We start from the raw sequence: 13,730 nt of genomic DNA on the forward strand, positions 1-13,730 counted from the left end.
GTGTGCAATCCCGCAATCGCCCTTCTGGCGGCCACCGTTGTAACCGGTGCATACCAGGCCGACCAGCAGCAGAAGCAGGGCAAGGCCAACGCTCAGATCGCCGAGAACAATGCGATGCTGGCGCAGCAGGACGCCGACGCCAGCAACGCCCTGGCTACCCGCGAGATGGAGCAGCAGTCCTGGCGCACGCGCATTGCGCTAGGCCAACAGCGCGCCGCGATCGCTGCCAACAACATCGACCCGACGCTCGGCACGCCGGCGGAGATCCTCGGCGAGACCGCGATGTTCGGTGAGGTCGATCAGCAGACCATCCGCATGAACGCTGCGCGGCAGGCCTGGGGCTTCAACGCGCAGGCCCAGAACCAGCGGACGCAGGGCGAGCTGGCCCGCTGGAGCGGCAACGCTCAGGCGACCGGCACGATCCTGGGCTCGCTCGCCAGCGCCGCGAGCATGGGCATTGGAGGCATGAGCCGCGGCGGCGTGGCTGGCGGCGGTGGGAACCTGTCGTCTCAGGCCAACAGCATCACCATGCGCAACAACGCGCGCATCTCGCGCGGCTGGGGGCTATGACATGGCGACCCTGATCCCCCGCACCAACGGGCCGCAGGTCGAGGCCCAGCTGGGTCCGCAGGTCCGCAACACCGCACAGGTCGACCTGTCGCCGCTCAGCCGTACCGCAGGTGCCGTTGGCCAAGCGGCGGCCGACCTGTTCCAGCGGCAGAAGGACAGCGCAGACCTGACGGCAGTCATGGAGGCACGCCGCGAGCTTTCGGACTGGGAGGGCGCCACATTCAACCCGGCCAATGCCGACGGCATCGCGAAGTACCAGGGCAAGAACGCGCTGCAGGCGCACGACGCACTGCTGGGTGATCTCGACCAGCGTGTGTCGGCAATCCGCAGCCGGCTGTCGCCGGAGCAGCAGCAGCGATTCGACCAAGTGTCGTTCTCGTTCCGCGACTCTGTGCAGGGTCGGCTCAATAACTACGCCGACCGCGAGTACAGCGCCTACGAGGCCACCGAGCGCAAGGCCACGATCGACAACATCGGCCAGGATGCCGTCAGCGCCGGCATGTCCGGCGACTTCGGCCTGGCTGACGTGCGGCTGCAGGAGGCCGTTGGCATCGCCAGCGCCGCCTACCAGACGCAGGGCATGGGGGCCGAGGCGATCAAGGCCAGCGAGCGCGGCATCGTATCGTCCGTGCGCAAGCAGACGGCCGCGGCGATGGCCACCCGTGACCCGTTCGCGGCGGAGGACTACTACCACCGTTACGCCGACCAGATGACGCCAGAGGACCGGGCGCAGGTCGAGCGCACGCTGTACCCGGTGGTGAAGGACCGCGCGGCCTATGAGCTGGCCCAGTCGCTGGCCGATGGCCGTGGTGCGATCGAGCCGCTTCCGGCGCCGGCTTCGCGGGGCGTGCCTTCGCCTGCGGTGGCCAAGGCGATCGACGATGCGGCGAAGGCCGAGGGGCTGGATGCGGCCGGCCGCGCGGATCTGTATGCGCTGGCCGAACAGGAATCGGGATTCCGCGCCGACGCCGTCAACCCTGAAGTGCTGGACGACGGCGACCAGGCCACCGGCCTGTTCCAGTACCGCGCCACCAGCGCTGGCGGCATCGACCGAAAGGACGCTGCGGCGTCTGCCCGGCGCGCGGCTCGTGAGTACAAGGAACGGCTGGCCAAGGGCGGCCGGGCCTTCGCCATTGCCGCTCATTTCGCTGGAGAGGGTGGGGCCGATGCGGTGGTGAACCGTGGCCGCTCAGCGCAGAACCCCAAGACGGCGCTGTACGTGCGGCAGGTGATGGGCCGCTCCGCGCGGTGGGCGTCGTCTGCGGGGCCTGGCGCGACATCGGGAACGTCGGCCGCTGCCGCCGCAACGGCCGCACCGTCGACGCTGGCCGATGCCATCGCCGCGATCCCTCGCAGCATGCCTCCGGATCAGCGTGCGGCCACTGAAGGCTACCTGCGCGACATCTACGCGCAGCGCAAGGACCGACTGGAGCAGGCGAAGAAGGCGGCGGCAATGTCGATCTACGACAAGGTTGCTGCCGCCGGCGCGAGCGTGCCGCTGTCGCAGGTGCTGGCGCCGGCCGAGCTGGCTCTGATGGGACAGGATCCGGCTCTGTATGAGTCGGTGAATCGCTATCGCAAGATCGTTTCTGAAGGTGCCACCGTGCAGGACGATCCCGCGACGCTGGAGAGCATCCAGCGCATGCAGGCGCTGCAGCCTAATGAGTTCGCCAAGCTGCCGCTCGGCCAGTACGCCGACAAGCTCAGTGGCAAGACGCTGAAGTCGCTGGCGGAGGACCAGACGAAGGCCAACGACCCAGCGAAACGTGCTGACTGGATGACCGACAACCAGCGCCTGGAGCGTGGTTTCCAGATGCTTGGTTTCGGGAAGGACACGGATGTGTCGGGCAGCGGTTCTCAGGCCAAGAACGCGCCACGCGACGCACTGCGAGGCGAGTTCCGCATCGCCTACCAGAACGCACAGACCGAGTTTGTGCAGTCCACTGGCAAGAAGCCGACCCCTGAGCAGGCGGACGTGCTGCTATCGGCCACGGCCAGGCAATTTGCCCAGAACTTGCAGGCTGGCCGACTCGGCGCGATCCAGGAGAAGGACGGGAAGTTCAAGAACAACCCGAAGGTGAAGGTGGGTCTCTACAACAGCGCAGCGCAGTTCGACCTGAGCGTTACGCAGGAAGAACGAGACGAAGCGCGACAGACCTACATCGCGAAGTATGGGCGGAACCCGACCGACGCCGACATTACCCGCGGCATCATCAAGCAGAGGGGCAGCAACAAATGAAGGACTGGGACACCGTTTGGGACGAGGTGGAGGTCGAGCGCAAGACTGCCCTACGGGCCGCCTACACCGGCACCAGCCAGAAGCCGGAAGAAGCCGCGCGCGCGAACCAGCTGTCGGACCAGCTTGGCCAGCCATTCGGCGTGGTGGCGGCGAACCTGGGCGACTACGAGCAGGACGCCCGGCGGCAGGAGATCGACGACGCCGGCCGCGCATCGCCGCACGTGGGCGATTTCCTGAGCGACCCGCGGCGCATGGCGCTGGCCAGTGACGAGGCCCCGAGGCTGGCCACCTATGCCAACTCGCTGGTGACCGGTGAGGCACGGGCCACTGCCGAGCCGAACATCCTGGAGCAGGTGATCGGCGGCATCGTCAGTGGCTGGCAGCGGGGCAAGGCAAATGCGCTGTCGCTGCTGCCCGATGGCCCAGCGGTGATGGACCCGGCGACCGGCCGCCTGACCACTGACCGCTCGGCGGAGGAAGCGGCGTTGCGCGCAGACCAGGAGCGCCGGGCACAGGCCGCAGACGTGACCAGCGCCAGCACCGAACGCGGCTTCCAGGCCTTCGACCGGGCGAACAAGGCCGGTAGCTTCAGCGGCGCGGTGCGCGAGCTGGCCGGCGGCGGCACCGACACCTTGGGCGCTATCGCCGTCACCTTGGGGCAGTCGATCGGCATAGGCGCCCCGGGCCTGGCACTGACCGCAGCCACCGGCGGTGGTAGCCGCGTGGTGACGGCTGCCTCGGCCGGTACCGGCTCGGGCCTGACCGAGTTTGGCGCCAGCATCGCCGACGCCATGCAGGACGCGAAGGTCGACCCAACCGACGCCTACGCGGTTGGCCAGTTCCTGCGCGATCCGCAGAAGATGGCCGCCGCGCGCGACAAGGCGGCCAAGCGCGGCGTGGCTATTGGTGTGTTCGACGCGCTGACTGCCGGCGTGGCTGGCCATTTCATCAACAACGCTCGGCGCAGCGCGTCCTCGGCGATCCTGCGCACCGGCGCAGAGGCTGGCGTGCAGCTGGGTGGCGGCGCTGCAGGCGAGGCCACGGCGCAGCTGCTGACCGAGGAACGCCTGAAATGGGGCGACATCATCATGGAGGGCCTCGCCGAGGTTCCCACCGGTGCGGTCGAGGTGCATGCAAACTATCGTGCTGCGCGCGCGTCCGGGCAGGTCCGGTGGATCAACGAGCGCCTGGACCAGGTGATGCAGTCGGGCCAGAGCAACGACAGGCTGCGCGCTGCCACCGAGTTTGCCGGCGAGCTCAAGCTGGGCGAACGCTCGCCGGAGGACATGAAGGCGCTGACGGCCCAGGTGGCCGGTGAAGACGCGCGCGTGTACCTGGACGCGGAGCAGGCACAGACGCTGTTCCAGTCCGCACCGCAGGTACTGCAGGACATGGTCGGCGGCGAGTCGGCGCTGGCCGAGCAGCTGGCCACCGGCCAGGTCGTGATTCCGATGGCCGAGTGGATGGCCACCGTGCCGCGGCTGCCGAACCGAGACGAGATCCTGCGCAATGCCCGCACGAGCGCTGACGGGCTGTCGCCGGCGGAGCTGGAATCGCTGGACATCGATGCGATGGCCCGCGAGCTGGGCGTGCCGCTGGATGCGCCGGCACCAGACCAGACTGCGGCGAACGCGCGCGCGCAGGTGCAGCAGTCGGTGATGGCCCAGCTGATCGGCACCGATCGCTACACGCCCGCGCAGGCCGAGAGTCAGGCGCAGCTGTGGGGTGCCATGTTCGGCCGGTTGGGCGAGGTCACCGGGCAGGATCCGGTGGCGCTGTACGAGCGCTACGCGGCCGGCATCGATGCAGCGGAGGCTCCGGCCGAGGGCGCAGACGCCCAACCGCGCACGCTGATGCAGCGTGGAATTGATGCCCTGCGCAGCCTGTTCGGCTGGCCGCAGGTGACCACCGATGGCCGTGGCCAGCAGACCATCGAGCGCGATGGCAGCGCCTACGTGCAGCGGGCCGGGCAGTGGCTGCTGGCTGACGATCAGGGCCAGGCCCGCGACTTCCTGACCCTGGACCAGGCGCGCACGGAGGCGGAGCGCACCGGCGGCGAGATCGTGCAGGATGATCCCATCGAGGGGCAGCGGCAGACCTGGAGCGTGGCGCTGCCGGATACAGCTGCGCGCGAGGTGCTGGCCGGCGACATCCTGTTCCAAGGTGGTGCAGCGCCGCGCGGCCAGATTCAGATCGGCACCGACCGAGCGATGCAGATCAGCCTGTTCAAGGGCGCGGACCTGTCCACGTTCCTCCACGAATCCGGGCACTTCTTCCTGGAGGTCTACCGCGACCTGGCCACGGCCGAGGATGCAGCACCGCAGATCCGCTCGGACCTGGACGCCCTGCTGAAGTGGTTCGGCGTCGACTCGGCAGACCAGATTGGGATCGACCAGCACGAACAGTTCGCCCGGGGCTTCGAGGCTTACCTGGGCGAGGGCAGGGCGCCGACGCCTGAGCTGCAGTCCGTTTTCAGCCAGTTCAAGCAGTGGATCCTGGGCGTCTACCGCAGCCTGCGGAATCTGGACGTGGAGCTGACCGACGAAGTGCGCGGCGTGTTCGACCGCATGCTGGCCAGCCAGGAAGAGATCGATGCGGCGCAGGCCCGGGTCGGCTTCGAGCCCATCGCGCGCGACCTGGCCGAAGCGCAGGCGCTGGGCATGACCGAACGCCAGTTTGCGGACTATCAGGCGCAGGTTGCTGCGGCACGGGAGCAGGCCGAGGCCGACCTGATGGCGCAGCTGCAGGAAGCCGATGCGCGCGCTCGGGAGCGCTGGTGGAAGGACGAGCTGGCCACCATCCGCGGTGAGGTCGAGGCGGAAGTCGAGGCCACGCCGATCGTGCGGGCCTACCGTGTGCTCACTGGGCGGAAAGATGCGGGCGGCGAGCCGGTGCCCGCGCAGCTGCATGGCCTGAAGCTGGATCGCGCCGTGCTGGCGGCGACCTACGGCGACAGTTTGCTGGAAAAGATGGGCCGGGTGCACGCCCGCAAGGGCGGCACCCACCCGGAAGAGGTTGCCACGTTGCTGGGCTTCAGCTCCGCCGACGAACTGGTCCAAGGTCTCTGGACGGTGCGGCAGACGCTGGATAGTGTTGAGGCCGAGGCTGAAGCGCGCATGCAGGCCCGGCATGGCGAGCCCATGACCGACGGCACGCTGCCGCAGCGCGCCCTGGATGCGGTCCACAGCAGCCGCAAGATCCAGCTGCTGGAGCGCGAGCTAGGCGTGCTGGCCGATCTGGCCAAGGAGCCGCGGCCGAACCGACGTGAACTGAAGGCAGTGGCGCGGGCCGTGCTGGCCGAGAAGACCGCGCGGCAGATCCGTCCGAATGACTATCTGGTCGCCGAGCGCAAGGCTGCTCGCGCGGCGGCGCAGGCGGCGGCCAAGGGGAAGTTTGCCGATGCCCTGCAGGCGAAGCGGCAGCAGGCCCTGAACGCTGTTCTGTTCGCCGAGGCCCGCAATGCACAGGAAGAATTCGGAAAGATCGAGCGCTACTTGAAGCAGATGACCGGCGACAAGGCTCGGTCGAAGCTGGGGAAAGCTGGAGCCGACTATCTGGAGCAGGTGGACGCCCTGCTTGAAGGGCTTGAGGTCAAGCCAGTATCAGGCGCGCAAGTTCGCCGTCGGCAGAGCCTCGCCCAATGGGTAGATGCCCAGCACGCCGCTCGCAAAGCGATCAACGTCCCGCAGCGACTGCTGGAGGAGATGCGGCTGACCAACATCAGCGACATGGCCATGACCGACCTCAAGGACATCGTGGATACGGTCAAGCAGATCGCTCACTTGGCCAATACCAAGAACACCTTGAGGCTTGGAAAAGAAGAGCGAGATGCCGTCAAGATCGATGATTCGATGGCTGCCTCAGTGAGGGCCGGAAGCCGCCAGAGAAACTCGACAACTGGAATCCCATCCGTTGGAGATCGCGCGTTCGGTGGGCTTATGCAGTTCCGAGCAATTCAGGGAGCGGCTACCGACATAGCCCGAGAGCTCGACGGGTTCGTTGATGGCGGCCCAGTCTGGGATAACACCATTCGAGTTCTGCGTGACGCTCAGGCTCAGACTGACTTGAAGCTGCGCGAGGCACAGGAATCGCTGGCAGACCTCTATCGTACTCACTACAGCCGAGAGGAGCTGTCTCGGATGGCGCGGGCTCGGCCGATGGAGGCCGTCAACGGCGATCTCTGGAGCCATGAGCGGCTGTTGGCTCTGGCGATGAACTGGGGCAATGAGGGAAATCGACAGGCAATCTTGACCCAGGTACGGGGACGTCTCAGCGCCCAGCAGGTGGGAACTCTACTGGGGCAGCTGGACGCGAGAGATTGGGCGTTCGTCCAACGCGCGTGGGACATGATCGATTCCTACTGGCCGCAGATCGCCGAAACGGAACGCCGCCGCACGGGCCTTTCTCCGGAGAAGGTTGAGCGATCATCGTTTGCGGTCACCACGCGCGACGGAAGCACCATCGTTGTGCAGGGAGGCTACTACCCGCTGAAGTTCCAATCTGATTCGGTGCGAACGGTTCGAGAAGAGGCCGAAGACTATTTCAATGCGATCGGCGTTGGCGCGAACCTTCGTGCGCAGACGCGAGATGGCCACACCATTGAGCGTGTGGGCAGTGGCGGGCGTACCGTAAAGTTGGAACTCAACGTGCTGGATACACACCTGCGGGATGTGATTCGCGACCTCTACCTTGGCGATGGCGTGAACTATGTTCACAGTGTTCTGAATGGGCAAAAGTTCTCTGAAGCGCTTGCCGATACTGGGATGCTCGAACTTCGCAAGGCTCTGGACTACTGGCTGCAGGATGCTGCAGCTGGTGAAATGGCTCCAAGGATGTGGGCGGAGCAGGCCGCGAGATTCTTCCGCTCGAACTTCACGGCGGCGGTCCTGACTTGGCGTGTGTCGTCGGCGATGCTGCAGCTCACGGGTGTGTCTCAGTCCACAGTCATCTTGGGCGCCAAGCCGATGTGGCAGGCGCTGCAGAACATGCTTCGTCATCCGCGCAAGTCCTATCAGTACGTTGATGAGGCATCCACGAAAATGCGGCTACGGGCACAGACGCATGCGGACGCGGTGCAGGAAGTAATGGACGCGAAGGCGGGCAGAATTGCCGCCGGCCGAGCAGCGGCGATCCGCTGGGGCTACGCGATGATGGGGCAGGTACAGCGCATCGTGGACGTACAGACCTGGTTGGCTGCAGAGCAGGTGGGGCTGGAGAAATTCGGTGGAGATTCCTCCAAGGCGCGCGCCTACGCTGACGACGTTGTCACACGGGCGCAGGGTTCGCAGGACTTTGTCGACAAGACGCCGCTTCAGCGAGGCACGCTGAATGACTCGACGCGTCAATCCGAATGGGTGAAGAGCACGACGATGCTGGCTGGCTACATGCTGGCAAAGGGCAACCTCATTTATGAGCGCACCCGCACGACCAACTTCCGCAGTCCTCGGCAGGCACTGAAGTGGGGCACCCACATGTTCATGCTGCTCGTCTTGGAGAACCTGATCACCGCAGCATTGCGCGGAAAGCTGCCCAATGACGAAGACGACGACGGTATCGCTGACGATCTTGCTGCGTGGGTGCTTAAGGAAGGCGCATTCGGCTTGCTCGGCACTATCCCGGGGCTCAATCAGCTTTCAGCCAATCTGAGGGGATACGACGGCGGCGGTGCCGTGGCGACACTGTTCTCCACCATTTACGACGCCTATGAGCAGGCTGGACAGGGAGAGTTGGATCGCGCGGCGGTGCGTGTAGGTATTGACCTCACAGGTCAAGCAACCGGCATCCCGTCGACGCAGATCAACAAGACGATCGACTTGATCCAGGCCGAACGAGATGGGCGCGATGTGTCTGCCCTGAACTGGGCAATGCAGGAGCCGCCGAAGAAGGAATAGGGTGGGGTTGCGTCGCCAGTTGATCAATTTGTCAAAACGTAGCCCCGCACGCCGCGGGGCTTTTCATTTGGAGCCACCAGTCCCATGACCATCTCAGCAAACGACCGCCGCAAGACCTACGTGGGGAACGGCGTCGCCATCGCGTTCAACGGGCCGAGGGCGTTCCTGTCCAGCCACATCCAGGTGTTCACCGGCACGCACCCGGTCTACAACCTGGTGCCGCCGGCGCAATACACGGTGACCGGGCTGCGTCAGCCGGCCAGCAAGGTCACCTTCAACGTCGCGCCCGCGCTGAACGCCGACATCCTGATCCTGCGCACGGTCCCAATGGACCAGCCGGCCGACATCACCAATCAGGGGGCGTTCCTGCCGGAGATCCACGAAGACGCCTTCGACTACCGTGTGATGCAGCTTCAGCAGCTGCTCGACAACGGCATGCAGCTGGTGCAGGACCCGGAGAGCGGTGAGTTCGTGTGGGACGCCAAGGGCAGCCGCATCGTCAGGGTGGGCGATGCGAAGGGCGATGCCGACGCGGTGAACTTCCGTACCGTGCTGGTGCTGATCGAGCAGATCCAGAACGGCGGCGGCTCGGTAGGCATCGCGCCTAAGTTCTGGTCGTTCGAAGGCGACGGCGAGGTGACCGACTTCCCCCTGGCCGGCGCCGACGTGCTGGATCCCCTGTTCTATGACACGGCGCTGGAGAAGACGGTGGGAGCTGGGGACTACCTGGTCTCGAAACCTGGCGACTACCAGATTCTGCCTGGCAGTGAGGGGGTGGCTCCGGCCATGCGCTTCAAGACTGCCCCGGCCGATGGCCAGCGAGGGTTTACCACCCTCCGCGGTTATGCCCGGCCTTGGATCGGTGAAACCCCGATCTACACCGTCGCGCCGCGCATCGTGAGCGTCACCGGCAACACGACCCTGGCCGGTGACATGCACAACACGCTGATCCTGGCCAACTCGCCGAACCCGATCACTATTACGATCCGCGCCAACACCGGCAGCACGATCGACTGGAAGGAGGGCCAGTCCTTCTCGGTGCAGCAGGTTGGGGTGGGGCAGGTAACGCTGGCTATCGAGGGTGGCGGCCAGCTGACAGTGCCGGATCTCTTCGAGCCGAAGTCACGCGCCAAGGGCTGCATCTTCAGCGCAACCTGCACTGCGCCCGATGCGGACGGGTGGTCGGCTGCTGGGGATCTGCTGCGCAGTGCGGCCAACCCCGACCTGCAATCGTTCGTTTTGCCCGACCGATCCGCCCTTATCGGGACGAACATCACGGCGGGAACGGGGAAGGGCTCGCTGGTGCTGCCCTATGGTGTGGCGCTTTCTCCGGTAGCGCAGCGCGGTATCTACGCCAGCTTGTCCGAAGCGCAGGCCACAGGCACGCCTCTGACCGTTGACGTGAAGCGCAACGGCACCAGCATCCTCAACGTGAAGCTAACCTTCGACAACGGCGAGCGTTCCACGCTGACGGCAGCGTTGCCGCCGACGCTTGTTCCGGGCGGCGACATCCTGGCCGCCGGCGACGAAATCACCTTCGATGTGCAGCAGGTGGGCACTGCCGGCGCAAAGGGCCTGCAGGTCTACCTGGTCGGCCAGAGGTCCAGCTGACATGTCGGCGCGTATCTACGACCGGCCGGACCTCGATCAACGCAGTCGGCTGCTGCCGCTGCTGGTGGTCGGCGACCTGCCGAGGGCGGTCCCATTCGTCGCCTATGAGGGGCGCCTGCAGATCTACAACGCCGTGGGCGGCTGCACGGTGCGCCAGATCGACGGCGACCTGCTGCCGCCCGGCCACCAGCTGTATGTCGACCAGGCCACAAAGCAGGTGGTGCTGACCTGGCCGGCGTACCAGGCCGGTGCAGCGCCGATTGCCAACCCTGGTTTCGAAAGCGGGCCGACCGGCTGGGACACTGGCGCGGGCTGGGTGATCGCAAAGGAGAATCCGCCCACCGGACAGTGGGCAGCCGGTTACAACAACAACCGCGGCGAGTCGATCATTTCCAGCACGTCGCGCTATGAGGTCTATCCCGGGCAGCGCACCACGGCAAAGTGCAAGGTGCGCCAGGGCGCATCTGCCGAGGGCAACGCCGGCGCCTCGGTCCTACTCGAGTACCGGGACCAGGAGGGCCAGGTTGTCGGCAGGGTCGAAGGCAACCGCGTCATGTCGGCCAGCAAGAATCGGGTGTACGACTCCAACGTGGTCGGCATCGCACCCGCAGGCGCGGCCACGATCAATATCGCCGGCAACGGCATCCGCTACCGCGAAAACAAGATCCTGTTTGTCGACGACTTCGAATGGGACCACACGGTGGCAGCCGTCGGGCTGGATCATGAAGCCGAGTATCGACTCACGCTGATGGTCAGTGACTCGGCCGGCCGGTCGGCCATCTGGCGCGGTTTCATCGGTGATCACCCGATCTTCTTCACCTCGAAACCGTATGCGTTCCAGGTCGTCGAGTCGGCCGAGGCGCAGTTCGGGGTGCGCAGCGGCGCAATGTCGGTTCCACCGTCCATAGCCGAAGCGCTCGACGCCGATTTCAGCCTGCTGGGCGGCGAGCTGCGACAGCCGCTGGTCAACTTCTCGATGCCGCCGGATGCGCTATTCGCCACGTTCTCCGTGGGAGGTGGCGAGCTGCGAGACACCCTCATCAAGTACACGGCACAGCCCGAAGCCCTCGATGCTGGGCTGCTGCTTCAGTCAGGGACGCTGCGGCAGATCCTGATCACCACCACGATGCCGGATGACGGTATCGATGCCACATTCACCCTCAACTCGGGAACACTCACATGAACAACGGGATCAATGTCAACGCAGTGCTGGAGCTGGGCGTGGCCGGTCGATTCAAGATCGAGGCCGCCAGGCTGGACGAAAGCGGACAGGAGATTGCTGGATCTCGCCGCCTTGCCGCCGACTGGTTCGACAATTTGGTGGTAGATGCTGGACTGAATCGCATGGGGGCATTCGATGGATGCCTCGAATTCGCTATGGTTGGCTCAGGAAACGCTGCTCCATTGCCAACCAATACCGTTCTGCAAAGCAGGGTTGGGAGCACGTCCACGAAGACCAACACTGTGAACGGGAGTAATGCGTCGCCTCGTTACGGTTGGAAGCGCATCACTTTTCGTTTCGCAGCTGGCGCTGCTGCGGGGAATCTCTCCGAGGTTGGCGTAGGCTGGGACAGCACCAACATTACCAGCCGTGCGCTGATCCTCGATGGCAGCGGAAACCCAACGACCATCACCGTTCTTCCCGATGAAATTCTGGATGTCACCTATGAGTTTCGCGTGTACTTCTCGGAGGCCGATAGCTCCTTCAATGTCACCATCAGTGGTGTCACCTACGCGTGCGTTCTGCGCCCGGCTATCGTGAATGATTCGACCTACGGAACTCAGTATGGAAACGTAATCTCGGTGAACTCATTCAATGGGGCAATTGCACCACGAGCTTTCGAGACGGATGTTCTCGGCGCTATCACAGGGCAGCCAGCTGGATCGGGCAGTACTTTGTCCCTCAGCAACGCTCCATATGTTGCAGGAAATTTCTACAGTGACTGCACGATCACCGCCGATCTGAACGTCGGGAATTTCACCACCGGGATCGGTAGCCTGAGGATCGACAACACGCTGGCCAAGTATCAGGTTTCGTTCAACCCCAAGATCCCAAAAGATGCGTCGAAGAAGCTGACGCTAAGCGTCCGCACCACTTGGAGCCGTCATGTTCCCTGACATGATTCTGTCGAGCGTTCCGCTGCAGGCCGACTTCATCGAAAGGGTGAACGCCCGCCGTGCCCCACTGATCGACTACGAGGTGGCAGGGAATGCCCTTGGCGATGCCAGCAGCGGCCTGCAGGTGCGCCTGTGGACCATCGAGGTCAAGGGCGATGACGCGGTGCTGAGCGCGGAAGGGGTATCGCCGGTTGTCCTGTTCAGCCGGCCCGGCATGACCGAGATCGCCCTGGCCTTCGATCAGAACATGCGAGCGCACGTGGCGTTCGTTCAGACAGGTATGGCCTGGCTGTGGTGGTACGACTCCCAGGTGAATCAAATGGTGTTCACCAGCTTCCCGGGGATGAGCAACCCAAGACTGGCCACGGACGAGAAGCGGGGCTCCGAGCTGTCGGTGTCGGACGTGGTCCTGTCGTACATGAGCGGCGGCAACCTCTGCTGCCGGATCCAGCGGGAGCGGTTCACGATCGAGCATGTCCTGACCGCAGCGCCAGGTCTGCAGCTGGTGTCGGTGGCCAGGAACACCGGCAACCGGCTTCAGTGGGAGTGCTTCCCGATCGCCTGACCGGGGCAGGTAGTGCCGAGCCATGCTCGGCCCTGCCATTCGGGCAAATTGACGATTTCGTCAAACTGCCGATGCGGGGCTTAACAATTGGTAGCCCGAACGGTTCAGGGAGGTGGCCGGCTCGTTCGCAGGATCTGCGACGGCCGGCCGTATCCTTCCGGCCATGCCGCTCCCCGCCGACTTCCGCTGGACGACCAGGTCCGCCAGCCTGCCGAATGACCCGCTCACCGTGATCGCCNGCCATGCCGCTCCCCGCCGACTTCCGCTGGACGACCAGGTCCGCCAGCCTGCCGAATGACCCGCTCACCGTGATCGCCTGCCACAGCGTGTGGGTGGTGGCCATGGCCGAACGTGTGGGCGACGGGATCTGGATTGCCTCGCTGGACCGGCACCGCCATGGCCCCGGCGGGCCGTTCCGCTGGTGCAGCAGCTACGAGCAGGGCCGGGCAGGGGCCGAGCTGTGGGTGGCCAGGCACGAGGACAGGCTGCGGGAGGATGTGGCCAAGATCCTGGCTTGGCAGGAGAAGGTCCGGGGGAACCGGCTGGCCAAGGCTGACCAAGATCCGCCTTTCGGCTGGATCGGATAGGGGCGGCCTGCACCCTATCCGCGCGTAAGTGATTGATTGCTATATGTCGCAATCGGCACTTTTGGGTGGCCCAGCGCAGGGCTGAAACCCTTGCAGATCAATCGGATGGGCCCATCTGTAACGATGCCTGGGGGGCAGAGGGTCGTCGG

8 protein-coding genes are annotated in these 13,730 nt (G+C 65.2%); all 8 read left to right on the top strand.

Features of this window, described 5'->3' with window-relative positions; translation table 11 throughout:
* The 8 genes from D5301_RS12890 to D5301_RS12925 all read left to right on the top strand — a co-directional run bounded on the left by D5301_RS12890 (position 1) and on the right by D5301_RS12925 (position 13,581).
* Entirely contained in the window at positions 1-570 is a 570-nt protein-coding gene (locus D5301_RS12890; protein ID WP_153855863.1) for a hypothetical protein, read from the top strand.
* Position 571: 1 nt separating this feature from the next.
* The gene (locus D5301_RS12895; protein ID WP_153855864.1) at positions 572-2,809 is read left to right on the top strand and encodes a hypothetical protein; all 2,238 of its coding nucleotides are present in this window, start codon (positions 572-574) and stop codon (positions 2,807-2,809) included.
* The gene (locus tag D5301_RS12900) at positions 2,806-8,700 is read left to right on the top strand and encodes a hypothetical protein (protein WP_153855865.1); all 5,895 of its coding nucleotides are present in this window, start codon (positions 2,806-2,808) and stop codon (positions 8,698-8,700) included. Before D5301_RS12895 ends, D5301_RS12900 begins: the two co-directional genes overlap by 4 nt.
* Before the next feature lie 183 nt (positions 8,701-8,883).
* On the top strand, positions 8,884-10,311 hold the full coding sequence (locus D5301_RS12905; RefSeq protein WP_153855866.1) for a hypothetical protein: 1,428 nt from the start codon (positions 8,884-8,886) through the stop codon (positions 10,309-10,311).
* Position 10,312: 1 nt separating this feature from the next.
* The gene (locus D5301_RS12910; RefSeq protein WP_194936636.1) at positions 10,313-11,494 is read left to right on the top strand and encodes a hypothetical protein; all 1,182 of its coding nucleotides are present in this window, start codon (positions 10,313-10,315) and stop codon (positions 11,492-11,494) included.
* On the top strand, positions 11,491-12,429 hold the full coding sequence (locus D5301_RS12915) for a hypothetical protein (protein ID WP_153855868.1): 939 nt from the start codon (positions 11,491-11,493) through the stop codon (positions 12,427-12,429). Before D5301_RS12910 ends, D5301_RS12915 begins: the two co-directional genes overlap by 4 nt.
* A complete protein-coding gene (locus D5301_RS12920; protein ID WP_153855869.1) occupies positions 12,419-12,994 on the top strand; it encodes a hypothetical protein in 576 nt (191 codons plus the stop codon). The genes D5301_RS12915 and D5301_RS12920 overlap by 11 nt, the downstream gene beginning before the upstream one ends.
* 242 nt (positions 12,995-13,236) lie before the next feature.
* A complete protein-coding gene (locus D5301_RS12925; protein ID WP_153855870.1) occupies positions 13,237-13,581 on the top strand; it encodes a hypothetical protein in 345 nt (114 codons plus the stop codon).
* The last annotated feature ends 149 nt before the right edge of the window (positions 13,582-13,730 follow it).

Source organism: Stenotrophomonas sp. MH181796 (genome assembly GCF_009659995.1).
Lineage (GTDB): Bacteria > Pseudomonadota > Gammaproteobacteria > Xanthomonadales > Xanthomonadaceae > Stenotrophomonas > Stenotrophomonas riyadhensis.